Source organism: Streptomyces sp. NBC_00344 (genome assembly GCF_036088315.1).
Lineage (GTDB): Bacteria > Actinomycetota > Actinomycetes > Streptomycetales > Streptomycetaceae > Streptomyces.
In genome coordinates this window covers 3,618,256-3,640,772 of the sequence record NZ_CP107996.1, presented here as the reverse complement: position 1 = coordinate 3,640,772, position 22,517 = coordinate 3,618,256, and the positions used below count along the sequence as shown (strand labels likewise).

Below are 22,517 nucleotides of genomic sequence, written 5' to 3'. Positions count from 1 at the left end.
CGAACACCTCAAAAAGCGCAGTCATCTCAAAGAATTATTTTTCGGTTCTTCGTTGAGCACTGTCATTCGACCCGGTCCGAGGCCACCGCCCCGGGCCGGGTCCCATGCTGTCCCGTTCCGCCTACTTGGCGTAGTCCCCGGTCAGCTCGGCGCCCGAGGTGTGTGCGCCGCGCTCGGTGATCTCCCCGGCCACCCAGGCGTCCATGCCCCGGTCGGCGAGTGTGGTCAGCGCCGCATCCACCGACTCCTCGGGGACGACGGCCATCATGCCGACACCCATGTTCAGTGTCTTCTCCAGCTCCAGGCGCTCGACCGCACCGGCCTTGCCGACGACCTCGAAGACCGCTCCTGGCGTCCAGGTCGAACGGTCGACCGTGGCGTGCAGCCCGTCCGGAATCACCCGGGCGAGGTTGTTGGCCAGTCCGCCGCCCGTGATGTGGCTGAAGCCGTGCACCTGGGTCGTACGGGTCAGCGCCAGGCAGTCCAGCGAATAGATCCTGGTGGGCTCCAGCAGCTCCTCCCCCAGGGTCCTGCCGAACTCCTCGATCTCCCGGTCCAGCGCCCAGCCGGCCCGGTCGAAGACAACATGGCGCACCAGTGAGTACCCGTTGGAGTGAAGTCCCGACGAGGCCATCGCGATGACCGCGTCGCCCTTGCGGATACGGTCCGCGCCCAGCAGCTGGTCGGCCTCGACCACACCGGTACCGGCGCCCGCCACGTCGAAGTCGTGCTCGCCGAGCAGCCCCGGGTGTTCGGCGGTCTCGCCGCCGACCAGCGCGCAGCCGGCCAGCACACAGCCTTCGGCGATGCCCTTCACGATCGCGGCGACGCGGTCGGGGAAGACCTTGCCGACACAGATGTAGTCGGTCATGAAGAGCGGCTCGGCGCCGCACACGACCAGGTCGTCGACGACCATGCCGACCAGGTCGTGGCCGATCGTGTCGTAGACGCCCATCTTGCGGGCGAGGTCCACCTTCGTACCGACACCGTCGGTCGCCGAAGCGAGCAGCGGCCGCTCGTAACGCTTCAGCGCGGAGGCATCGAAGAGGCCGGCGAATCCACCGAGGCCGCCGAGGACCTCGGGGCGCTGCGTCTTCTTCACCCACTCCTTCATCAGCTCTACGGCTCGGTCACCGGCTTCGATGTCGACGCCTGCGGCTGCGTAGCTGGCACCACTGGTCTCAGGAGGCATGGCTCTGGGAACTTTCGTGTCGTACTGCAGGGCTTGCGGACTGCAGGGTTTACGGGCGACGGAGCGCGTCGGCAGCGGCGGTGCTCGCCGGTCCGGCGGCCAGCTCGGTCTCCAGCAGCTGCTTGCCGAGCAGTTCGGGGTCGGGCAGATCCATCGGGTACTCGCCGTCGAAGCAGGCGCGGCAGAGCTTCGGCTTGGCGATCGTGGTCGCCTCGATCATGCCGTCGATGGAGATGTACGCGAGGGAGTCCGCGCCCATCGACTTGCCGATCTCGTCGACCGACATGCCGTTGGCGATCAGCTCCGCGCGCGTCGCGAAGTCGATGCCGAAGAAGCACGGCCACTTCACCGGCGGGGAGGAGATCCGGATGTGGATCTCCGCGGCACCGGCCTCGCGGAGCATCTTGACCAGCGCGCGTTGGGTGTTGCCGCGGACGATCGAGTCGTCGACGACCACGAGGCGCTTGCCGCGGATGACTTCCTTGAGCGGATTGAGCTTGAGCCTGATGCCGAGCTGGCGGATCGTCTGGGAGGGCTGGATGAAGGTCCGGCCGACATAGGCGTTCTTGACCAGGCCCGAGCCGTAGGGAATACCGCTGGCCTCGGCGTAACCGATCGCGGCAGGTGTCCCGGACTCGGGCGTAGCTATCACCAGATCGGCGTCGGCCGGGGCTTCCGCGGCCAGTTTCCGGCCCATCTCCACACGCGAGAGATAGACGTTCCGGCCCGCGATATCGGTGTCGGGGCGGGCCAGGTAGACGTACTCGAAGACACAACCCTTGGGGTTCGCGTCCGCGAATCGCGAGGTACGGAGACCGTTCTCGTCGATGGCGATCAGCTCGCCGGGTTCGACCTCGCGGACGAAGGCGGCGCCGCAGATGTCCAGAGCGGCGGACTCCGATGCCACCACCCAGCCACGCTCCAGGCGGCCGAGCACCAGCGGACGGATGCCCTGGATGTCGCGGGCCGCGTACAGGGTGTTCTCGTCCATGAAGACGAGCGAGAACGCTCCCTTCACGTCCGGGAGGATCTTGGCAGCGGCTTCCTCGACGGTCAGCGGCTTGCCGTCGGCATCGTTCTGGCCCGCCAGGAGCGCGGTCACCAGGTCGGTGTCGTTGGTTGCCGCCACCTGCGTGGAACGGCCGTTCTCCTTCGGCAGCTCGGCGACCATCTTGGCGAGCTGGGCCGTATTGACCAGGTTGCCGTTGTGGCCGAGCGCGATCGACCCGTGGGCCGTCGCACGGAAGGTCGGCTGCGCGTTCTCCCACACCGAGGCTCCGGTGGTGGAGTAGCGGGCATGACCCACCGCGATATGGCCCTGGAGGGAGCCGAGAGAGGTTTCGTCGAAGACCTGTGAGACCAGACCCATGTCCTTGAAGACCAGGATCTGGGACCCATTGCTCACTGCGATGCCCGCGGACTCCTGTCCACGGTGCTGCAGGGCATACAGTCCGAAATAGGTGAGCTTGGCGACCTCTTCACCCGGAGCCCAGACACCGAAGACGCCACAAGCGTCCTGGGGGCCCTTCTCTCCGGGGAGCAGGTCGTGGTTGAGTCGTCCATCACCACGAGGCACGCCACCGAGTGTAGGCGAGATCGACCACTGGTCCGAATTGGCGATCTGGCGCTCTGCCCGTAGTGACCGATACGCGCCGCTATGCGGTGGCGTCGATTCCACTGCGGCCTGGTGTCCTGAGGGTCAGCACGCGCTGCTGGATTTCGTACCTGACGGGCCCGTGCAGCAGCTTGAGCAGCTGCCTCTCCAAGGTCATGGCCGGGCCGCGGCACGCCATCCGGGTGGTGGTGAGGTGCCCGAAGGTGATCGTCCCCTTCGTGACCTTTGCCATACCGCTGACCCGGTTGCAGCCCAGGTTCCCGCGGACCGTTCCGTCCTTGCCGAAGGTGAGACGGGCTTTCCCCGCGGTGCCCTGCGGGAGGGACGAGGCGGTGCCCCCTTCGACGAGCGAGGTCACCTTCCACCGGGTGCCGGTGAGCGGCGCGGCCGGCCGGGAACCGAGTACGACGTGATCGCCGTCCGGTGCCCTCAGGGTGAGCTTCCCGTCGTCGAGCTGTGCGGTGAGCTTGCCCCTGACGGTCCTGAGCAGCGCCCTCTCGTACTCCTGGATGTTCTTCGGGCAGCCGATGAGGGTGGAGGTGCTGTGACCGACGGTGAGGGTGTCGCCCTTCACCGAGGCCGGGGCGCTGAAGTGGTTGCAGCCGGACGAGCCGCTCACCCGGCCGCCCGTGAACGAGACATCCGCGCCGTGCGGGGCCGGTACCCGCTTTCCGTCCACGGTCACGCTGTCGACGCGCCAGTCGGTGCCGGACAGCGGCACATCCGGCACGACCGAGCTGCTGGAGCCGGGGGTTCCTTTTTCCGCGCCGCAGGCGGCCAGGGCGAGGACGGCCAGGGCGGCGACGGTCATGCGTTGCTTCTGCATGGCGCTGGGACGGGGTGAGCGGGGTGTCCGGTTCCCAGGATTCCGTTTCCGCTGATTCCGGTTCCCGCGTGTGCGCGCCTCCGGGCCGCGCTTCCCTGCGTTCCGCTTCCGGTTCCCGACCGGCTCTGTCGCGTCCGGTGTCAGCCCATGACCGGCTTCTGCCACGTCAGGTGTCAGCCCATGACCGGCAGCAGATCCGAGAGATCGGCTCGCTCCCCGCTCGCCGCGACCTGTGCGTCCTCCACCGCCGCACTCCACCGGGTACGCCCGGTGGCGAGGCGGATCCAGGTGAGCGGATCGGTCTCGACGACGTTGGGCGGGGTGCCCCGGGTGTGCCGGGGGCCCTCGATGCACTGGACGACGGCATACGGCGGAATCCGCACCTCGGTCGACGCCCCCGGCGCCTTCACCGCCAGCGCGTCGGCCAGCAGCCGGGTGCAGGCGGCGAGGGCCCGCCGGTCGAACGGCACCTCGAGCCCGGTGGCGTGGTTCAGGTCGTCGGTGTGCACGACCAGCTCCACACAGCGGGTGACCAGGTAGTCGCCGAGCCGCATGGCGCCCACCCGCCCCGGAAGCAGCAGATCGTCCGACGCGCCGGGCAGCCGCTCGGTGATACGCGCCGCCGCTCGGTCGAAGAGCTCCCGCGCACCGGCGCTCGCCGCGAGGCCCTTGGTGTCCTCCGAGATGCGGCCGGCCGCCGGGGCGGTGGCGGCCGTCCATTCCAGCAGGGTGATCTCCCGCAGGCCGGGCACAGGCCCCGCCGGTGTTCCGCCGTCCTGCGCCGCCTCGTCGAGATGCCGGCTGACGGCATCGACGCCCATGGTGAGATGGGCGGCCAGCTCCCGTACGGTCCAGTCGCCGAGCCGGGTGGGCAGGGCGAGCCGGTCGGGGGTGAGGGTGGCGACCGCCTGCCGCACGTGGTCGAACTGGGCGAGGACCGCGCCACGGGTGACGGCGGGGTCGTAACGGCGGGCGCGTTTCCGGGTGGGCGGCATGGGTGGAGCGTAGACGGATGCCCACCCGCGCCACCCGGCTCTTCCCACCGCCGGCGCGCAACACCGATCTCCGGGGGAACCGTGCGGCGGTACTGCTCAGGGGTGCCGGTTTCGGCCAGCTCGCCGGTCAGCTCAGCCAGTTGATGCGGGACACCATGATGCCGGGCCAACTGGGCATCACCACCGACAAAGTCCGCTTCTCCGAGACCCTCGGCGGCTCGGCGGGGCAGTGCGCGGCTGGGTACTCGGCCGGGCGTACGCGGCGCGGGACCCTGGCGGCACCATCAGCGCCGTCGCGCAACTGACCCGTGAGGCCCATCTGCAGGCACTGAACGCGTTCACCTCATCGATGCACATGGTGTTCCGGTGTGCGTCCGGGGTGACGGGTCCCGCTGTTGCCACGGCCACCCGGCTCCCTTCCGGCCCGGCCCATGTCCCCGCCGGTGAGACCGGGTTGGCGCCGGCCTCGGCCGAACCTCTGCCGTCCTTACAAAAACTTGACCCGTTCAGTTCAAGCCACATAGATTCTGCGTCCTGGGGGGTTCCATGAGGGCACGCCTCATCACAGTCTTTGGGGGGACCAAAGTGCACTGGTATCTCGATGTGCTCAAGAACTACGCGGGCTTCAGCGGGCGCGCGCGGCGCCAGGAATACTGGATGTACACGCTGTTCAACATCCTCGCCGTCATCGTCGTGGCGATCGTGTCCTTCGTGCTCTTCCACAACGGTCTGCTCGTCGCCGTCTACTACCTCGCGGTGCTGCTGCCGACCCTCGCCGTGATGGTGCGACGGCTGCACGACACCGGGAAGTCCGGCTGGTGGTTCTTCATCAGCCTGGTCCCGTTCGTGGGCGGCATCATTCTGCTCGTCTTCCTCGCGTCCGAGGGTGAGCGCCAGCCCAACGCGCACGGCGCGGACCCGAAGGCAGTGCCTGCGTACGGACAGACTCCGGCCTACTGACGGGCCGCACCAGCACGAAGCGCCGGCGCCCGGGAGACCAACTCCCGGGCGCCGGCGCTTTTTTCCGGTGCCGGCCCGTCAGGCGAGCAGCGCCGGGATCGTCGCCTCGTGAGCCTCGCGCAGCTCGGCGAGCGGCAGGGTGAACTCGCCCTGGACCTCGATGTCCGTGCCGTCCACCACACCGATACGCGTCACCGGCAGCCCCCGGGCTCCGCACATGTCGTTGAAGCGGAGCTCCTCACTGCGCGGGATCGCGACGACGGCCCGGCCCGCGGACTCGGAGAACAGGAAGGTGAACGCGTCCAGCCCGTCCGGGACGACCAGCCGTGCGCCCCTGCCGCCGCGCAGGCAGGACTCGGTGACGGCCTGGATCAGACCACCGTCGGACAGGTCGTGCGCGGCATCGACCATGCCGTCGCGGGACGCCGAGATCAGGATGTCCGCGAGCAGCTTCTCGCGGCCCAGGTCCACCCTGGGCGGCAGTCCGCCGAGGTGGTCGTGGACGACCTGGGACCAGGCCGAGCCGCCGAACTCCTCGCGGGTGTCGCCGAGCAGGTAGAGCAGCTGGCCCTCTTCGGCGAAGGCCATCGGCGTACGGCGGGTGACGTCGTCGATCACGCCGAGGACCGCCACGACCGGCGTCGGGTGGATCGCGGTGTCACCTGTCTGGTTGTAGAGCGAGACATTGCCGCCGGTGACCGGGGTGCCCAGCTCCAGGCAGCCGTCCGCGAGACCGCGGGTGGCCTCCGCGAACTGCCACATCACAGCCGGGTCCTCGGGCGAACCGAAGTTCAGGCAGTCGGAGATGGCCAGCGGCTTGGCGCCGGTCGTGGCGACATTGCGGTACGCCTCGGCGAGGGCCAGCTGCGCACCCGTGTAGGGGTCGAGCTTGGCGTAACGGCCGTTGCCGTCCGTCGCCATCGTCACACCAAGGTTCGACTTCTCGTCGATCCTGACCATGCCCGCGTCCTCGGGCATCGCGAGCACCGTGTTGCCCTGCACGAAACGGTCGTACTGGTCGGTGATCCATGCCTTCGACGCCTGGTTCGGCGAGGCGACCAGCTTCAGCACCTGCTCCCGCAGCTCGGCCGAATCGGCCGGGCGCGGAAGCCTGCCCGCGTCGTCGGCCTGCAGCGCGTCCTGCCAGTCGGGGCGGGCGAACGGCCGGTGGTACGTCGGGCCCTCGTGGGCCACGGACCGCGGCGGTACGTCCACGATCTGCTCACCGTGCCAGAAGATCTCCAGCTGCGAGCCCTCGGTCACCTCACCGATCACGGTGGCGATGACATCCCACTTCTCGCAGATCTCCAGGAAGCGCTCGGTCTTGCCGGGCTCGACGATCGCGCACATGCGCTCCTGCGACTCGCTCATGAGGATCTCCTCGGGCGAGAGGGAGGAGTCACGGAGCGGAACGGTGTCCAGCTCGACGCGCATACCGCCGGAGCCGGCGCTCGCCAGCTCGCTCGTGGCACAGGAGAGACCCGCGCCGCCGAGGTCCTGGATGCCCGCGACCAGCTTCTCGCTGAAGATCTCCAGGGTGCACTCGATGAGCAGCTTCTCCTGGAAGGGGTCACCGACCTGGACGGCAGGACGCTTGGCCGGGCCGGTCGCATCGAAAGTCTCGGATGCCAGGACCGAGACGCCGCCGATGCCGTCACCGCCGGTGCGGGCCCCGTACAGGATGACCTTGTTGCCGGTCCCCGAAGCCTTCGCGAGGTGGATGTCCTCGTGCTTCATCACGCCGATGCAGCCGGCGTTGACCAGCGGGTTTCCCTGATAGCAGGCGTCGAAGACGACCTCACCGCCGATGTTCGGCAGGCCCAGGCAGTTTCCGTAACCGCCGATCCCCGCGACGACACCCGGCAGCACCCGCTTGGTGTCGGGGTGGTCGGCAGCGCCGAAGCGCAGCGGGTCGACCACGGCGACCGGACGGGCGCCCATGGCGAGGATGTCGCGGACGATGCCGCCGACGCCGGTGGCCGCGCCCTGGTAGGGCTCGATGTAGGAGGGGTGGTTGTGCGACTCGACCTTGAAGGTGACCGCATATCCCTGGCCGACGTCCACCACACCGGCGTTCTCACCGATCCCGACGAGCATCGCGTCGTTCTCGGGGACCTTGTCGCCGAACTGCTTGAGGTGCACCTTGCTGCTCTTGTAGGAGCAGTGCTCGGACCACATCACGGAGTACATGGCCAGCTCGGCTCCGGTCGGACGGCGGCCGAGGATCTCGCGGATCCTGGTGTACTCGTCCTCCTTGAGGCCGAGTTCCTTCCAGGGCTGCTCGGCGTCCGGCGTCCGGGATGCGTGCTTGACGGTGTCGAGACTCATGCGTTGACCAGCTTCTTCAGGATCGAGGTGAAGAATCCGAGGCCGTCGGTACGCCCCGTACCGATCAGCGGCTCGACTGCGTGCTCGGGGTGCGGCATCAGACCGACGACATTGCCTGCCGCGTTGGTGATGCCTGCGATGTCGCGCAGCGACCCGTTCGGATTGCCGTCGAGATACCGGAAGGCCACCCGGCCCTCGGCCTCGAGCTCGTCGAGGACACACTCGTCGGCGACGTACCGGCCGTCGATGTTCTTGAGAGGTACCGAGATCTCCTGGCCGGCCGAGTAATCGGCGGTCCACGCGGTCCCGGCATTCTCGACGCGCAGCTTCTGGTCGCGGCAGATGAAGTGCAGATGGTTGTTGCGGAGCATCGCGCCCGGCAGCAAATGCGACTCGGTGAGGATCTGGAAACCGTTGCAGATACCGAGAACCGGCAGACCGGCCTTCGCCTGCTCGATGATCGTCGCCATCACCGGCGAGAAGCGGGAGATGGCTCCGGCCCGCAGATAGTCGCCGTAGGAGAAACCACCGGCGAGGACGACCGCGTCGACCTGCTGGAGGCCCTTGTCGCGATGCCAGAGCGAAACCGGCTCGGCCCCCGCGACGCGCACGGCACGCAGGGCGTCCCGGTCGTCGAGGGTGCCGGGAAAAGTGACGACTCCGATACGGGCAGTCACTTCTCCTCCTCCACCTTCACGGTGAAGTTCTCGATGACGGTGTTGGCGAGGAACGTTTCGGCCAGCTCATTGATACGGACGAGGGCGGCGTCATCGACCGGCCCATCGACCTCGAGCTCGAAACGCTTTCCCTGACGTACGTCGGCGATTCCATCGAAGCCGAGACGGGGCAGTGCACGCTGCACCGCCTGTCCCTGCGGGTCGAGGATCTCCGGCTTGAGCATGACGTCGACTACGACGCGTGCCACTGGCACTCCCGGTGTGTGGTGCGAAGGCGGTCCACTCAGACTACCTGCCTGGAAAATCTACGCGGGTAGATATCAGCAGGGTCCGATCACGTTCGGATTTCGGCCGCGAGATGCCCCGGAGATGGCGGCGGGAACATCCGCGAAAAATCCTCGAAAAAAACGGCCGTTGTGATTGCCCCCTGACACGCGCATGTAATTGGGTGGGCTTCACAATGCGGCGGCTTCCGCTGTACAAAGGAAATGGCGTAACTCAAAATCAGCCGTAAGGCCGGCATCGCTGCACGTCAGACAAGCGGTGCCGCAGGAAAGGACCGAAGTCCGTGGCTCAGCGAGTAGTGGTCACGCTCTCCGACGACATCGACGGCGGGGAAGCGGCGGAAACGGTCACCTTCGGCCTCGACGGAAAGTCGTACGAGATCGACCTCAATACCGCCAATGCAAAGAAACTGCGCAAGTCGCTGGCCCCGTTCCTGGAGGCGGGCCGAAAGCGGTCGAAGTCCGGCAAGGCCTACCGGCACACCGCGGTGGCGCCGGATCCGGCGGCCGTCCGTGCCTGGGCACGGTCCAACAAGATGGACGTACCGGCCCGCGGGCGGATCCCAAAGAAGGTCTACGAGGCGTTCAACGCGGCGGGCTGACCCGCTTCCGGGCGGTCGGCCGGACCTCCGGGCGACCGCCGGCCGGACCCGGGCCGACTCCCGTCCCGAGCGCCCGACTTGCATTCCACCCCTGCTGGTCAGCTAGAGTCTGGAGCACGCCGAAGGGCGAGGCCGCAAGGCCCCGCTTCACGCAGCGTGCGGGTGTAGTTCAGTAGTAGAACATCCCCCTTCCAGGGGGAAGGCGCAGTGTGCAATTCCTGTCACCCGCTCTGCATCGCTTTCCTGACCCTCCCGAGGATCAGGTACAGTAATGCTCGCACCGCCGGACGGCCTCTCCCACGGAGGGTCCGACAAGCGGAGGCAATGCGGACGTAGCTCAGTTGGTAGAGCGCAACCTTGCCAAGGTTGAGGTCGCCAGTTCGAACCTGGTCGTCCGCTCAGCGAAAAGAAGCCCCGGTCGGATCCCGACCGGGGCTTCTTCGTATGTCACCGATTCCGATGACATTTGTCACCGGAATCGGCGCTGCTCCGGCAGCAGTCTGGACGCATGACAGATGTGATCGAGGCCGAAGATCTGCGGCGCAGCTACGCGGGAGGGTTCGAGGCCGTCTCCGGGATCTCCTTCTCGGTGGCCGCGGGCGAGCTCTTCGCCCTGCTCGGGACGAACGGCGCGGGCAAGACCTCCACAGTGGAGCTGCTCGAAGGCCTTGCCCGGCCGACCGCGGGCCGGGTGCGCGTGCTCGGCCACGACCCGTACGCAGAACGCGCCGCCGTGAGACCGCGGACCGGAGTGATGCTCCAGGAGGGCGGGTTCCCGCCGGATCTGACGGTCGCCGAGACCGTCAGGATGTGGGCGGGCTGCACCAGCGGTGCCCGCCCGGTCCCCGAAGCCCTGGAGATGGTCCGCCTCGGCGGCCGCTCGGACGTACGGGTGAAACAGCTGTCCGGCGGCGAGAAGCGGCGCCTCGATCTGGCGATGGCGTTGCTCGGCCGGCCCGAAGTCCTCTTCCTCGACGAGCCGACGACCGGCCTGGATGCCGAAGGGCGCCGGGAGACCTGGGAGTTGGTCCGCGAACTGCGCGACGGGGGCACGACGGTCCTGCTGACCACGCACTACCTCGAGGAGGCAGAGGAACTCGCCGACCGTCTGGCGATTCTGCACGAGGGGCGGATCGCCGCCGAGGGACGGGTGGACGAGGTGGTGGCCGAACAGCCCGCGCAGATCTCGTTCACGCTGCCCGAAGGGTTCACCGCCGCGGACCTGCCGCCGCTCGGCCCCTATCTCGGCACCACAGGGGAGATACGGCTCAGGACCTCCGACCTCCAGCGGTCCGCAACCGAGCTCCTGGTGTGGGCCAGGGACAGGGACGTGGAGCTGTACGGACTGGATGTGCGGTCCGCCTCCCTGGAGGAGGCGTTCCTGGGAATCGCACGGAAACAGGAGGTCACCCGATGAACCCGGTACGGACGATACGGACAGGGCGGATGCCGCGCCGGGTGGGGACGGACACGCTCAGCAGCGGCCGGATGGCCGCACTGGCCCGCGCCGAGCTGACCCTGCTCGGGCGCAGCAAGGCCTCGCTCTTCACCATGCTGGTGCTCCCCGTCTCGATGACCCTCGTGTTCTCGTCGACGACAGATCAGCAGACCCTCGACAAAGCAGGACTCACGGCAGGCACGGTGCTGCTGCCGGGAGCCGTCGGATTCGGGCTGCTCTTCGCCGTCTACAACGGCGTGGTCGGGGTGCTGGTGGTGCGCCGGGAGCAGTTGGTGCTCAAGCGGCTCCGTACCGGAGAGGTGCGGGACGTCGAGATCCTCGCCGGGGCATCACTGCCTTCGGTCGTCATCGGGCTGGTGCAGTGCGTGGTGCTGTCCGCGGGCTGTGCGGTGGCCTTCGGCATGGGGCTGCCGCCTGCACCCTGGCTGATGGCCGTGGGCGTGGTGCTGGGGGTGGTGATGCTGACCGCCCTGGGCGCGGCAACCGCGGGGGTCACCAAGTCCGCCGAGGCCGCCCAGCTGACCGTGATACCGATGCTGCTCCTCTCAATGGCCGGATCAGGGGTGGCTGTCCCGCTGGAGACCTTCCCCGGCAACATCGCGGCCGCCTGCGAATTGCTGCCGCTCACCCCGGTGGTGGAGCTGGTGCGCGGTGCCTGGACCGGACAGATGTCCGGGGCCGATGTCCTGGGTCATGTGCTGACGGCGGTGGCCTGGACGGCGCTCGCGGTGTTGGCTGTACGACGGTGGTTCCGCTGGGAACCCCGGCGTTGACGGGGGAAGGTGCTCAATGGCTGCGCTGACGTGGGTGCGGGGCTGGCGCGGACGCGGCGGGATCGGCCAGATGGACCTCTACACCCGGGGAACGCTGTACTTCCTGCTCTGGTCGGCGGCCGCCGCGCAGGTGATGTTCTCGCTGACCGAACCGGTGCGGCACTCCGGGGCACCGGCTGCGCTGATCGTCGCCTGCTGTCTGCTGGCCGTGGCACAGGGGGTCTGCGGACAGACCTTGCTCGCCCGCGGTCTCCACACCTATCTGGGCGGCTGTGCGGTGCCCCGGCGTCTTGTCGCCGTGGGAGTCACGCTGCTGGTGACGGATCTGGTCGCGGTGGTGACGCTGACCGTGACCGCGGGGATGAACACGGTCCCGATGGCCTCGGTGCTGCTGACCGCGCCCGCGGTGCCGTTCACCATGGCGCATGTGCTGGTGGTGCGGCCGGGCAGCTCGGTCCTGGTGCACCTGGCCGCGGTGACGGCTCTGTGCACCGCCGTTGCCGCGCTCGGCGGGGACACCGGCCTGGTGACGAGCTGCCTGGTCACGCAGATCTGCCTGGCCGGCTGGTTCGCCGTCACCGTCCGGGTCTCGGCCTGGTCGCTGAATGTGATGTGGAAGCTCCAGCAGGCCAAGGACGTCCAGGCGCGGCTCGCGGTCGCCGAGGAACGGCTCCGGTTCGGCCGGGATCTGCACGATGTGATGGGGCGCAACCTCGCGGTCATCGCGCTCAAGAGCGAGCTGGCGGTGGGTCTGGCGCGGCGCGGACGGCCGGAGGCCGTGGAGCAGATGGCCGAGGTGCAGCGCCTCGCCCAGGAGTCGCAGCGGGAGGTGCGTGAGGTGGTGCGGGGATACCGGGAGGCCGATCTCGGCGTGGAGCTCGACGGGGCGCGGGGGGTGCTGGAGGCGGCGGGGATCGAGTGCGAGGTCAGCGGCTCGGCGGACGGGCTCTCGGCTGATGTGCAGTCGGCGCTCGGCTGGGTGGTCCGGGAGGCAGCCACCAATGTGCTGCGGCACGGGGATGCCAGGAGATGTGGCATCAGGGTGTCGAGATCGGCGACCGACGCCAGGCTCACGGTCGACAACGACGGGTCGGCGGACGCCTCGGCGGATGGCGACGCGGGCTCCGGACTCGCCGGGCTGCGGGAGAGACTCTCCGCACTCGGCGGCACCATGACGGCGGGGCCGGCCGGGGGCGGGCGGTTTCTCCTGACCGCGGAGGTGCCGCTGGCAGCCGTGCGGAAGCGTCCCGACGACGGGGAGGGGCCTGGCACCCTCCAGGACAAAGGGGCCCTCGCATGAGCGGATCCGTGCCCGCGCCACGACCCGTGTCCGGCTCGGCGGGCGCACCCGTGCGGATCCTGCTCGCCGATGACGAACACCTCATCCGGGGCGCGCTGGCCGCCCTGCTCGGGCTCGAGGACGATCTGGCGGTGGTCGCCGAGGCGGCATCCGGGCCCGAGGCCCTCGCCATGGCACGGGCCCACCGGCCCGATGTGGCCATACTCGATCTGGAGATGCCGGGGGCGGACGGTGTGAGTGTGGCCACATCACTGCGCAGCGAACTCCCGGAGTGCCGCTGCATGATCGTCACCAGTCATGGGCGCCCCGGTCATCTGAAAAGAGCCCTTGCGGCCGGGGTGCGGGGCTTCGTGCCCAAGACCGTCTCCGCGCAGCGGCTGGCGGAGATCATCAGGACCGTGCAGTCCGGCGGGCGCTATGTGGACCCGGAGTTGGCGGCCGATGCGATCTCGGCAGGGGATTCGCCGCTGACCGTCCGGGAGGTGGAGGTACTGGAACTCGCGGCGGACGGCGCCCCCATCGCGGAGATCGCCGCGCGCGCCTCGCTGTCGCAGGGCACAGTGCGGAACTACCTGTCGTCCGCCGCGTCGAAGCTCAACGCCGAGAACCGCCATGCCGCGGTGCGTCTCGCGCGGCAGCGGGGTTGGGTATAGTGGTCTCCGCGCCACGGCGCATGCGGACGTAGCTCAGTTGGTAGAGCGCAACCTTGCCAAGGTTGAGGTCGCCAGTTCGAACCTGGTCGTCCGCTCAGTGAGAAGAAGCCCCGGTCGGATCCCGACCGGGGCTTCTTCGTGGGCGGTGCGCCCCGACCGCTGGGCGCTACGACCAGGGCAGACCGGTCAGCAGCTCGTAGGCCTCCACGTACTTGCCACGGGTCGCGTCCACGATGTGCTGCGGGAGCGGGGGCGGCGGCTGCTCGCTGTGCCGGTCCCAGCCCGAGGCATCCGATGTCAGCCAGTCGCGGACGTACTGCTTGTCGTACGAAGGCTGCGGGTGGCCCGGCTCCCAGGTGGCAGCCGGCCAGAAGCGCGATGAGTCCGGGGTCAACACCTCGTCGGCGATGATCAGTTGATCGCCTTCGTAGCCGAACTCGAACTTCGTGTCGGCGAGGATGATGCCCCGCTCCCGCGCGATGTCACTGGCCCGGCCGTACACGTCGAGCGTCGCCCTGCGCACATCGGCGGCGGTCTCGGCACCCACTTGCCGGGCCACGTCCTCGTAACTCACGTTCTCGTCGTGGTCGCCGACAGCCGCCTTGGTGGCCGGGGTGAAGATCGGCGCGGGGAGCTGCGAGCCGTCGGTCAGGCCTTCGGGCAGCGCGAGGCCGCACACCGTGCGGTTCGCGTTGTACTCCAGCAGGCCGGAGCCGGTGAGGTAGCCGCGCGCGACGCACTCCACCGGGACCATCCGCAGCGACTTGCAGATCAGGGTGCGGCCCGCCCAGTCGGCGGGGGCCCCGGCCGGGAGCTCGGTGGAGATGACATGGTGCGGCGCGAGGTCCGCGATCTGGTCGAACCACCAGAGCGACAACTGAGTCAGCACCCGCCCCTTGTCGGGGATCTCGGTGGGCAGCACCCAGTCGTACGCGGAGATGCGGTCGCTGGCGACCATCACGAGGTCGCCCGCCTCGTTCTGGTACAGATCGCGCACCTTGCCGGTGTGCAGGTGCACCAGGCCCGGCACCTGGACGGCATCGGGCTTTTCTACGAATCCGGACACGGTTCCTCCCCGTGGTTCTGTCCATACGCTGGGGTCGAGGTCGATTGTCCCGTATACGGTGTGCGCCGGCCGCCGCAGGGTCGCCCGTCGTGTCAGTCGCGCTTGCAGATCCGGTCGAGGAGGTTGGCGGTGGCGCGCTGGATACGGGCGTCCACATGGCCGGGGCGGTCCAGCGCGGGTGACCAGGCGAATGTTCCCGACGCGAAGACCAGAGCGCCCGAAGGGGCACGGTAGAGCGATGTCTCCTGGTGGCGCAGGGTCCCCTCGCTGTCCCGGTACGGGGAGTGGGCCAGCAGCTTGCGGTCCTCGTGCGGCGGCAGCGCGGTGCGCGGGTAGTACCGGTCCGCTTCGCCCGCGACCAGGCCGGGGATCTCGTCGCCCTCATCGGCGCCTGTCGCGTCCCAGAGCCAGTGGTCGGCGTTCCGTACGACCATCGGACTCGGCTCGGGGACCCGCCCCGCGTACTGGATACCGAGGAGCTGCTGCTCCGGGCGGTCGATGTCGCGCCAGAGGGCGGGCTTGCCGGGGCCTCTGCGTTTTCGGCAGGTCAGCACCCGGTCGGCGACTCCGGATGCGGAAGGGGAGAGTTCGACCTGCCAGTACATGGTGTTGGCGGAGAGGAAGACCAGTGAGGTGCCGTGTTCGCGGGCGGCCTCCACGGTGCTCCGCATGGGGATGGACCAGTATTCGTCGTGGCCGGGGAAGACCAGGCCCCGGTACCGCGTCGGATCGATCCGGCCCGCGTGCAGATCGCGGGTGTCGGCGTAGGCGAGGTCGTAGCCGTACCGCTCCGCCCAGCGGATGAAGTCGTAGGCGTGACCGACGTGCAGGGGCAGGCCGGCACCCGCGTACGGGCGGTCGAAGGACACGGTCGTCGCGGCGTCCTCCTCGCCGAGGAGACGGCCGCTTCCGTCCCATGCGTGATAGAGGCTGGCGCCGGTCCTGCCGTCCTCCGGGTAGAGGTTGTACGCCTGCCAGGTCACATCGGGCAGCAACAGGAGCAGGTCGGCCGGATGGCTGTCCCGGACCGTGAAGGGGATGTGGGAGCGGTAGCCGTCGACCGTGGTGAGCACGGCGACATACGCGCCGATCGACCAGTACGAGGGAATCTGCAGGCGCCAGGAGAGCCACCAGTGGTGGCAGGAGACCGTGCGGTCCGCGGTGAGCGGGGGCGGCTGGACGATGCCGGAGAGCCGTGGGCTTGTGGTGATCTTCGCGGCGCCGTCACCGCCGTAGTGCCCGATGCGGTAGATGTCGACGGAGAACTGCTGCGGCGGATCGACGGTGACATGGAAGTCGATGGCCTCGCCCGGCGCGGCTGCTCCGGTGGAGGCGAAGCCCTTGATCTGCTGCTTCACATCGTCGGCCGTGCGCGGTCCGCCCGTACGGTTGCGCGTGGCGTCAGGATCGGCGTACCAGGGGACGACATGACCGGTGTCGTCGAAGTAGTGCTCACTGCCGCGGAGCCAGGGCAGAGGACCCTGCCCGAACGGATCCGAGACGGCGTGCGCGAGGGCCCCGGATTCCCAGCGCCGGATCTGCTCCGCCCCCATACGGTCCCCCCTCTCGGTCGCTCAGGCACAACAGTGATGCACCGACTGTCAGCGACTGGCCCCAGCACATCACATAAGGCACGCACTCCGTCACTGTTCGTCGTGAATTGACGAGATCGGAACTAGTGGTTCCGGCTGTGGGGATGGCCAGTTGCGCCGATTGCGCCCCGGTCCGCGGGTCGTCCCGGCCCACTCGTTCGAGCCATCTGCGGATCCGGATCTCCGGGTCCGCCGGCGGACCTCACACCAGACGGACCGGTTTCTCCGGACGGACCCCCACGGCCGCCAGCCAGCCGCGGAGCGGCTCCGCATCGCCGTCCTCGACCAGGCTCACCACCAGGGCGCCCAGATCCGCCCTGCGCTCGCCGCCGACCAGCAGGGCGGGCCCGTCGAGCCAGTCGAGTCCGGGGGCCGCACCCGCCGTGTCCACGGCGGCGCAGCAGACCATCGCGGTCACGTGGTCGGCGAGCAGATCGCGCCCCGTGCGCGGTGGCTGGAGCGGGAAGAGCGGGATCGCTTCGGTGTCCCACAGATCCTCACCCTCCAGCGCGCCGCCCGGCACCGGCGGCGGGGCCGCCGCCTCCTCGCGCGCCACCTCGGCGGTGACACCGGCGGCCAGCGCCTCGCTGCCGGAGCCGTTCCCGCCGGCCGACAGATGGCTGATGATCCGGGCCAGCGTCGGCCCGTCCGCTTCGCCGGCGCGGCGCACACCCAGCCGGTCGAGCACCCGGTGCAGCCGCGCCGCATCCGCTCGCCACTTACGGTCCACGACCTCTTCCGGGTACTGCTGCCAGTCCACCGGCGACCAGTCGGGACCGTTCTCCGCCGGGCCCCCGTGGAAGAGCCGGGCGGCCAGCAGCGAGGTGGCCTCGTCCACAGCTCCGGGCTCCTCCAGCAGATCGCAGGCGGGCCGCTCACCCAGCCGGGAGGTGAATCCCTCGGCCAGCCGGTCCCTGCGGGACAGCTCGGTAAGGGCGGAGACCACGCCCGCGTCGAGCCTCGCGGGCCAGCGGCCCATCCGCCAGGCGGGCAGCGCGACCCGGGTGAGCAGCCGGTCCCAGCCGGCATAGGCCAGGCCCACCTGCTCCTGGGCGACGATCCGCAGTCCGTAGTCCACAGTCTGTGCACGCTCCGACGCGGCAGCGGCGACCCCCCGCTCCATCTCCGCGGCATGACCGCGACAGCTGCGCAGCAGCAGCCGGGCGACCTGGCCGATGAAGCCGTACGCGACCCGCCCCAGCGGGCCGGTGCCCGGCCGGGACGCGACCGCGACCGCCGCGTCGAGGCCCCGGACGAACCGGCGGGATGCCGCGATGTCGGGATGCGCGGACGGCCCCGTACCCGCGACGACCGGCGCGAGCAGTGCCCGTAGCTCGGCGACCCTCATCCACCACAGAAAGGGGGCACCGATGACCAGCACCGGCGCGGTCGCCGTCCGGCGGGCGCCCAGGGAGCCCAGCCGGCCGCCGGATATGGACTGGGCCGGGTGCGAGCGGTCCTCGAGCCAGCTGTCACAGTCCGGGGTGAGCGCTATCGCCGAGGGTGCGGGCACTTCGAGCCGGCCGGCCAGATCACGCACCATCCGGTGCAGATCGGGCGCGGACGACTCGGTGAGTGCCACCGTCGGACTCACGGCCGGGCCGGCCCTGGCGATCACCGCGGCGACCGCACCCGCCAGCAGCAGCACCACCACCGCGAGGGCCGTCACCGCCCAGCGGGCCGAATCCCAGCCGCCTCCGGTGAGACGACCCATGGCTCCGCCCGCCAGCAGCACCACGGCGACCGCTGCGGGCAGCAGCGCGACGGCGAGTGCCCAGCCACGGATACGCAGAACCGCCAGCGCATGGGCCCGTGCGCCCTGCGCACCCCGCTTCTCACTCGTACCGCTGATGGACACGGCCGGACGTCACCCCCTCTGCCCCTGCGACGGCTTCGCTCACTCCCCCACTGTGGCACCCGTCACTGACATCGCAATGCCGGTGGGCCAAGTGCCGGAACGCTTGCGCCGCACACTAGTTGGGGCTCCGGCAGGCGTCATCCGGATGGGCCAGCCGTCACCCGATGGAATGGCTTTGGGCAAAGGTGCTGACGAAAGCTCTCCGATGACCGTCAGATACCGGCGGCCTTCGCCGCGATGTCCGTACGGTGCTGAGCCCCGTCGAGCCGCACCCTGGCCAGCGCGGTGTAGGCGCGCTCACGCGCCTCGGCCAGATCCGCGCCGGTCGCGGTCACCGACAGCACACGGCCTCCGGCACTCACCACCACGTCGCCGTCCTGCCTGGTCCCGGCATGCAGGACATACGCATGAGGCGCATCCTGTGCCGCGACATCGTCGAGACCCTCGATCGGATCGCCGGTGCGCGGGGCGTCCGGGTAGTTGTGCGAGGCGATGACGACCGTGACGGCGGCGGCGTCGAGCCAGTTCAGCGCCGGCTCACTGTCGAGGGTGCCGTTGGCCGCGTTGAGCAGGACACCGGACAGCGGGGTCTTCAGCCTGGCCAGCACCACCTGGGTCTCCGGGTCGCCGAACCTCGCGTTGAACTCGATGACCCGTACTCCGCGCGAGGTGATGGCGAGACCCGCGTAGAGCAGCCCGGAGAACGGCGTGCCGCGCCTGCGCAGCTCGTCAACGGTCGGCTGCAGCACGGTCTCGGTGACCTCGTCGACCAGCTTGGGATCGGCCCAGGGAAGCGGGGAGTAGGCACCCATTCCGCCGGTGTTGGGTCCCTCGTCGCCGTCGAGCGCCCGCTTGAAGTCCTGCGCGGGCTGGAGGGGGAGGACCGTCACACCGTCGGTGATCGCGAAGAGCGAGACCTCGGGCCCGTCCAGGAACTCCTCGATGACCACCCGTCCACAGGCCAGCGCATGCGCCCTGGCTGTCTCCACATCGTCGGTCACCACCACACCCTTGCCGGCGGCGAGACCATCGTCCTTGACCACATAGGGCGCGCCGAACGCGTCCAGTGCCGCGTCGATCTCGGCGGGGGTGGTGCAGACGTAGGCGCGGGCGGTGGGCACGTTGGCTGCCGCCATCACGTCCTTGGCGAAGGCCTTGGAACCTTCCAGCCTGGCCGCTTCACGGCTCGGCCCGAAGCAGGGAATGCCCGCTTCGCGCACCGCGTCGGCGACCCCGGCGACCAGCGGGGCCTCCGGACCGACGATCACGAGCCCGGCCTCCAGCTCGGTCGCGAGCCGGGCGACGGCAGCGCCGTCCAGCGCATCGACCTGATGCAGCTCGGCCACCTCGGCGATGCCCGCGTTGCCGGGGGCACAGTGCAGGGAGGTGACTGCGGAGTCGAGAGAAAGAGAGCGGCACAGGGCGTGTTCGCGGGCGCCGCCGCCGATGACAAGGACCTTCACGGTGCGAAGCCTAGCCCGCGCGGTGGGCCGGGGAGGGTGCGGGCTTGTCGGGACCGCCGGAACCGGTGCTGTTACTCGTTCGTATATTCCTCCACCACCGTCGCTCCCAGTTCGCGCACGATCAGATCGTGGCCGGAGAGCGCCGAGTCGACGAGGTCGGGGTCGTCGTCCTCGGGGGTGTCCTCCTCCAGCGAGACGCGTGGCGGCCCGTCCGCGGCAGGCGGCGGCTCGGCGTCCCGGTACGCCTGCGGCCGCTGCGGCGGCTCCGGAGCGGAGGGGGGCGACTGCGGTGCGGGACCCGGCGCGGGCGGTGCCGGGGTCTGGGGCGCCGGACGCTGCGGGGCCGGACTGGACCCGCCGGGACCACCGGGGCCGGGGCCGGGGCCGGGGCCGGGGCCGGGGCCCGGATGGTTGCTGCCACCGGGCGGTTGCGTACCACCCGAGGGGTCGACGATCGCGTCGACCTTCCACTGGACGTGGAACTGCTCGGCGAGCACCTGCTTGAGCACGTCCTCGCTGCCGCTGGAAGCGAAGTTGTCCCGGGCGCCCGCGTTCGGAAAGCCGAGCTGCAGGGTGGTCCCGTCGAATCCGGCGACCTGTGCGTTCTGGCTGAGCAGGATCCAGGTGAAGCGGCGACGGTTCTTGACCGCGTCCAGGATGCCGGGCCACATGCTCCGCACCTGGGCCGCGCCCTGGGCCATCCCCTGCGAGGGTGCGGCCGCGGCCGCACCGGCCGGCGCCGTGTCCGCCGGGGGAGCCGACGGCGCGGGCTGCCCCCGCCCGGGCGCGGCGGCCGACGGCCAGCTGCCGGCCGGGCGGGATGCCGGGGCGGACGCACCGGACGGTGCGGATCCGGCTGCCGGTCCGCCGGCACCCGGCCAGGCGCCGGGCTGCCGCACCGGGGGCCCACCGGGCTGCGGGGACTGCTCGGGGCCGCGCTGCGCGGCGGACGGGGGCTCCGTCACGGGTGGAGCCTGCGTCACGGGTGGAGCCTGCGATACGGGTGGGGCCTGAACGGCGGACGGGGGAGCCGGCGCCGCGGCGGCGCCTTCCGCCCCATCGGGAGCGTTGTACACACCACCCACGGCGGGCGCGTCCCCTCGCACCGCGGCACGCGCCGCCGCGGGCCCGCCGCCGGGCGGAACAGCCTGTGCGGCCCGGCCGGTCGGGGCAGGATGCGCCTCCGGTCCCGGCACGTAGCCCATCGCGGGCCCCTGCCCGCCGGACATCAGGCCGCCGCCCCGCTCCAGACGGTCCAGCCTCGCCTGCATCGAACGCTCGTCGTCGAAAGCGGCGGGGAGCAGCACCCGCGCACAGATCAGCTCGAGCTGGAGACGCGGCGATGTGGCGCCGCGCATCTCGGTGAGCCCGGTGTTGACCAGGTCAGCGGCGCGGCTGAGCTCGGCCGCGCCGAACACCGATGCCTGCGCCTGCATCCGCTCCACCACATCGGCCGGGGCGTCGATCAGCCCCTTCTCCCCCGCGTCGGGCACCGCGGCGAGGATCACCAGATCGCGCAGCCGCTCCAGCAGGTCGGCCACGAACCGGCGCGGGTCGTTGCCGCCTTCGATCACCCGGTCCACGACCTCGAAGGCGGCTGCGCCGTCCCCCGACGCGAAGGCGTCGATCACGGAGTCCAGCAGCGACCCGTCGGTGTATCCGAGGAGCGACGTCGCCATGGCATACGTCACACCTTCATCGCCCGCACCGGCCAGCAACTGGTCCATGACCGACATCGAGTCACGCACCGACCCCGCCCCGGCGCGCACCACCAGCGGCAGCACCCCGTCGGCGACCTGTGCGCCCTCCTGCCCGCACACCTCACCGAGGTAGTCGCGCAACGTCCCGGGCGGCACCAGACGGAAGGGGTAGTGATGGGTCCGCGACCTGATCGTCCCGATGACCTTCTCGGGTTCGGTGGTCGCGAAGATGAACTTGAGATGCTCCGGCGGCTCCTCGACCACCTTCAGCAGGGCGTTGAACCCCGCCGAAGTGACCATGTGCGCCTCGTCGATGATGTAGATCTTGTACCGGCTGCTCGCGGGCCCGAAGAAGGCCTTTTCGCGCAAGTCACGGGCGTCGTCCACGCCACCGTGCGAAGCCGCGTCGATCTCGATCACATCGATCGACCCCGGCCCGTTCCGCGCGAGGTCCTGGCAGGACTGGCACTCGCCGCACGGTGTGGGCGTGGGCCCCTGCGCGCAGTTCAGACACCGGGCGAGGATCCGCGCACTGGTGGTCTTGCCGCAGCCCCGCGGACCGCTGAACAGATACGCGTGATTGACCCGGTTGTTCCGCAGGGCCTGCTGCAACGGGGCAGTGACATGCTCCTGCCCGATGACCTCGGCGAACGACTCGGGACGGTAACGGCGGTACAGCGCAAGGGACGACACACCTACGAGGTTATCGGGGCCCACCGACAGCCGGCGCCGCCCGGCAACCACCGGGAGAACGCAAAGGGCCCCCCACGCACCCGCCAGAGCCAACCTACCCTTGCTGCCTTCCGGCCCTGGGGGAGTTCAGTCAGATAGCGCCACGTGAGGGGCTGGCCCCCACCCTAGCTGATCCACCGGGTAGGAATCGAGTTCGCTAGCACTGCTCAACGTCTTGTATTGTTTGCCCCGGAGGATTCGCCTAGTGGCCTAGGGCGCACGCTTGGAAAGCGTGTTGGGGGCAACCCCTCACGAGTTCGAATCTCGTATCCTCCGCAGCTAGAAGGCCCGGACCGGTCAAACGGTTCGGGCCTTCTGCTTTGGCCGTCTCATGCACAGTCTCAACGGGGCTCTTCGGAACCTCCCAGATGAGCCCCCTACCTGCTCGGCCCGTCCTTCAGGATGCCGCCGGTCTCGTGCTGGTACCGGGCTGCCATGGCCG

At 69.8% G+C, this 22,517-nt stretch carries 19 protein-coding genes, 4 tRNA genes and 1 other RNA gene; 11 read left to right on the top strand and 13 right to left on the bottom strand.

Annotated features, from left to right (window positions below):
* Positions 1-121: 121 nt before the first annotated feature.
* The 4 genes from purM to OHS16_RS16390 form a co-directional block, all read right to left on the bottom strand.
* Positions 122-1,192 (bottom strand): phosphoribosylformylglycinamidine cyclo-ligase, encoded by a 1,071-nt coding sequence (purM, locus tag OHS16_RS16405; protein ID WP_328537953.1) that lies wholly within the window; start codon positions 1,190-1,192, stop codon positions 122-124.
* A gap of 49 nt (positions 1,193-1,241) precedes the next feature.
* Entirely contained in the window at positions 1,242-2,768 is a 1,527-nt protein-coding gene (purF, locus tag OHS16_RS16400; protein ID WP_328537952.1) for an amidophosphoribosyltransferase, read from the bottom strand.
* Positions 2,769-2,847: 79 nt separating this feature from the next.
* Positions 2,848-3,618: an META domain-containing protein gene (locus OHS16_RS16395; protein ID WP_328537951.1), complete on the bottom strand. Its 771-nt coding sequence runs from the start codon at positions 3,616-3,618 to the stop codon at positions 2,848-2,850.
* A gap of 188 nt (positions 3,619-3,806) precedes the next feature.
* Complete coding sequence (locus tag OHS16_RS16390) at positions 3,807-4,628, bottom strand: maleylpyruvate isomerase family mycothiol-dependent enzyme (protein ID WP_328537950.1); 822 nt, start codon at positions 4,626-4,628, stop codon at positions 3,807-3,809.
* Between the two features lie 17 nt (positions 4,629-4,645).
* On the opposite strand from OHS16_RS16390, the gene OHS16_RS16385 reads away from it, so the two are divergent.
* Both OHS16_RS16385 and OHS16_RS16380 read left to right on the top strand, forming a co-directional pair.
* Positions 4,646-4,933 carry a hypothetical protein gene (locus OHS16_RS16385; protein ID WP_328537949.1) on the top strand — a complete coding sequence of 96 codons (288 nt, stop codon included), beginning with the start codon at positions 4,646-4,648 and terminating at the stop codon, positions 4,931-4,933.
* Between the two features lie 280 nt (positions 4,934-5,213).
* On the top strand, positions 5,214-5,588 hold the full coding sequence (locus tag OHS16_RS16380) for a DUF805 domain-containing protein (RefSeq protein WP_328537948.1): 375 nt from the start codon (positions 5,214-5,216) through the stop codon (positions 5,586-5,588).
* A 78-nt stretch (positions 5,589-5,666) separates the two neighbouring features.
* Here OHS16_RS16380 and purL read toward each other — a convergent pair whose 3' ends face one another.
* Genes purL through purS form a run of 3 tightly spaced genes read right to left on the bottom strand, consistent with a single transcriptional unit; the run spans position 5,667 to position 8,841 of the window.
* Entirely contained in the window at positions 5,667-7,916 is a 2,250-nt protein-coding gene (gene purL / locus OHS16_RS16375; RefSeq protein WP_328537947.1) for a phosphoribosylformylglycinamidine synthase subunit PurL, read from the bottom strand.
* Positions 7,913-8,593 (bottom strand): phosphoribosylformylglycinamidine synthase subunit PurQ, encoded by a 681-nt coding sequence (purQ, locus tag OHS16_RS16370; RefSeq protein ID WP_328537946.1) that lies wholly within the window; start codon positions 8,591-8,593, stop codon positions 7,913-7,915. The genes purL and purQ overlap by 4 nt, the downstream gene beginning before the upstream one ends.
* Positions 8,590-8,841 (bottom strand): phosphoribosylformylglycinamidine synthase subunit PurS, encoded by a 252-nt coding sequence (gene purS / locus OHS16_RS16365; RefSeq protein ID WP_328537945.1) that lies wholly within the window; start codon positions 8,839-8,841, stop codon positions 8,590-8,592. Before purS ends, purQ begins: the two co-directional genes overlap by 4 nt.
* 320 nt (positions 8,842-9,161) lie before the next feature.
* Here purS and OHS16_RS16360 point away from each other — a divergent pair, with 320 nt between their 5' ends.
* From OHS16_RS16360 to OHS16_RS16325, 8 genes are all read left to right on the top strand, one after another.
* On the top strand, positions 9,162-9,479 hold the full coding sequence (locus OHS16_RS16360) for a histone-like nucleoid-structuring protein Lsr2 (RefSeq protein WP_328537944.1): 318 nt from the start codon (positions 9,162-9,164) through the stop codon (positions 9,477-9,479).
* Positions 9,480-9,637: 158 nt separating this feature from the next.
* Positions 9,638-9,709 (top strand) — tRNA-Gly (locus OHS16_RS16355).
* Positions 9,710-9,805: 96 nt separating this feature from the next.
* Positions 9,806-9,878 (top strand) — tRNA-Gly (locus OHS16_RS16350).
* A 109-nt stretch (positions 9,879-9,987) separates the two neighbouring features.
* The gene (locus tag OHS16_RS16345) at positions 9,988-10,896 is read left to right on the top strand and encodes an ABC transporter ATP-binding protein (protein ID WP_328537943.1); all 909 of its coding nucleotides are present in this window, start codon (positions 9,988-9,990) and stop codon (positions 10,894-10,896) included.
* Entirely contained in the window at positions 10,893-11,711 is an 819-nt protein-coding gene (locus tag OHS16_RS16340) for an ABC transporter permease (protein ID WP_328537942.1), read from the top strand. The genes OHS16_RS16345 and OHS16_RS16340 overlap by 4 nt, the downstream gene beginning before the upstream one ends.
* Before the next feature lie 16 nt (positions 11,712-11,727).
* Entirely contained in the window at positions 11,728-13,011 is a 1,284-nt protein-coding gene (locus OHS16_RS16335) for a sensor histidine kinase (RefSeq protein WP_328537941.1), read from the top strand.
* A complete protein-coding gene (locus tag OHS16_RS16330; protein ID WP_328537940.1) occupies positions 13,008-13,664 on the top strand; it encodes a response regulator transcription factor in 657 nt (218 codons plus the stop codon). The genes OHS16_RS16335 and OHS16_RS16330 overlap by 4 nt, the downstream gene beginning before the upstream one ends.
* A gap of 22 nt (positions 13,665-13,686) precedes the next feature.
* Positions 13,687-13,759 (top strand) — tRNA-Gly (locus tag OHS16_RS16325).
* A gap of 71 nt (positions 13,760-13,830) precedes the next feature.
* Here the strand turns inward: OHS16_RS16325 and OHS16_RS16320 are convergent.
* The 6 genes from OHS16_RS16320 to ffs form a co-directional block, all read right to left on the bottom strand.
* On the bottom strand, positions 13,831-14,730 hold the full coding sequence (locus tag OHS16_RS16320) for a phosphoribosylaminoimidazolesuccinocarboxamide synthase (RefSeq protein ID WP_328537939.1): 900 nt from the start codon (positions 14,728-14,730) through the stop codon (positions 13,831-13,833).
* Between the two features lie 92 nt (positions 14,731-14,822).
* The gene (locus tag OHS16_RS16315; RefSeq protein ID WP_328537938.1) at positions 14,823-16,283 is read right to left on the bottom strand and encodes a N,N-dimethylformamidase beta subunit family domain-containing protein; all 1,461 of its coding nucleotides are present in this window, start codon (positions 16,281-16,283) and stop codon (positions 14,823-14,825) included.
* A 241-nt stretch (positions 16,284-16,524) separates the two neighbouring features.
* Complete coding sequence (locus tag OHS16_RS16310) at positions 16,525-18,180, bottom strand: hypothetical protein (protein WP_328537937.1); 1,656 nt, start codon at positions 18,178-18,180, stop codon at positions 16,525-16,527.
* A 212-nt stretch (positions 18,181-18,392) separates the two neighbouring features.
* A complete protein-coding gene (gene purD / locus OHS16_RS16305; RefSeq protein ID WP_328537936.1) occupies positions 18,393-19,643 on the bottom strand; it encodes a phosphoribosylamine--glycine ligase in 1,251 nt (416 codons plus the stop codon).
* Positions 19,644-19,714: 71 nt separating this feature from the next.
* Positions 19,715-22,036: a DNA polymerase III subunit gamma and tau gene (locus OHS16_RS16300; protein WP_328537935.1), complete on the bottom strand. Its 2,322-nt coding sequence runs from the start codon at positions 22,034-22,036 to the stop codon at positions 19,715-19,717.
* A 60-nt stretch (positions 22,037-22,096) separates the two neighbouring features.
* An RNA gene (gene ffs, locus OHS16_RS16295) (signal recognition particle sRNA small type) lies at positions 22,097-22,193 on the bottom strand.
* A gap of 73 nt (positions 22,194-22,266) precedes the next feature.
* Here ffs and OHS16_RS16290 point away from each other — a divergent pair.
* A tRNA-Ser gene (locus OHS16_RS16290) sits at positions 22,267-22,351 on the top strand.
* The last annotated feature ends 166 nt before the right edge of the window (positions 22,352-22,517 follow it).

What these genes read in the sequence shown, in the direction of transcription:
- purM (WP_328537953.1), bottom strand. Translation starts at nt 1,192, where the DNA reads ATGCCTCCTGAGACCAGTGGTGCCAGCTACGCAGCCGCAGGCGTCGAC.
- OHS16_RS16395 (WP_328537951.1), bottom strand. Translation starts at nt 3,618, where the DNA reads ATGACCGTCGCCGCCCTGGCCGTCCTCGCCCTGGCCGCCTGCGGCGCG.
- OHS16_RS16390 (WP_328537950.1), bottom strand. Translation starts at nt 4,628, where the DNA reads ATGCCGCCCACCCGGAAACGCGCCCGCCGTTACGACCCCGCCGTCACC.
- OHS16_RS16385 (WP_328537949.1), top strand. Translation starts at nt 4,646, where the DNA reads ATGCCCACCCGCGCCACCCGGCTCTTCCCACCGCCGGCGCGCAACACC.
- purL (WP_328537947.1), bottom strand. Translation starts at nt 7,916, where the DNA reads ATGAGTCTCGACACCGTCAAGCACGCATCCCGGACGCCGGACGCCGAG.
- OHS16_RS16345 (WP_328537943.1), top strand. Translation starts at nt 9,988, where the DNA reads ATGACAGATGTGATCGAGGCCGAAGATCTGCGGCGCAGCTACGCGGGA.
- OHS16_RS16340 (WP_328537942.1), top strand. Translation starts at nt 10,893, where the DNA reads ATGAACCCGGTACGGACGATACGGACAGGGCGGATGCCGCGCCGGGTG.
- OHS16_RS16335 (WP_328537941.1), top strand. Translation starts at nt 11,728, where the DNA reads ATGGCTGCGCTGACGTGGGTGCGGGGCTGGCGCGGACGCGGCGGGATC.
- OHS16_RS16330 (WP_328537940.1), top strand. Translation starts at nt 13,008, where the DNA reads ATGAGCGGATCCGTGCCCGCGCCACGACCCGTGTCCGGCTCGGCGGGC.
- OHS16_RS16315 (WP_328537938.1), bottom strand. Translation starts at nt 16,283, where the DNA reads ATGGGGGCGGAGCAGATCCGGCGCTGGGAATCCGGGGCCCTCGCGCAC.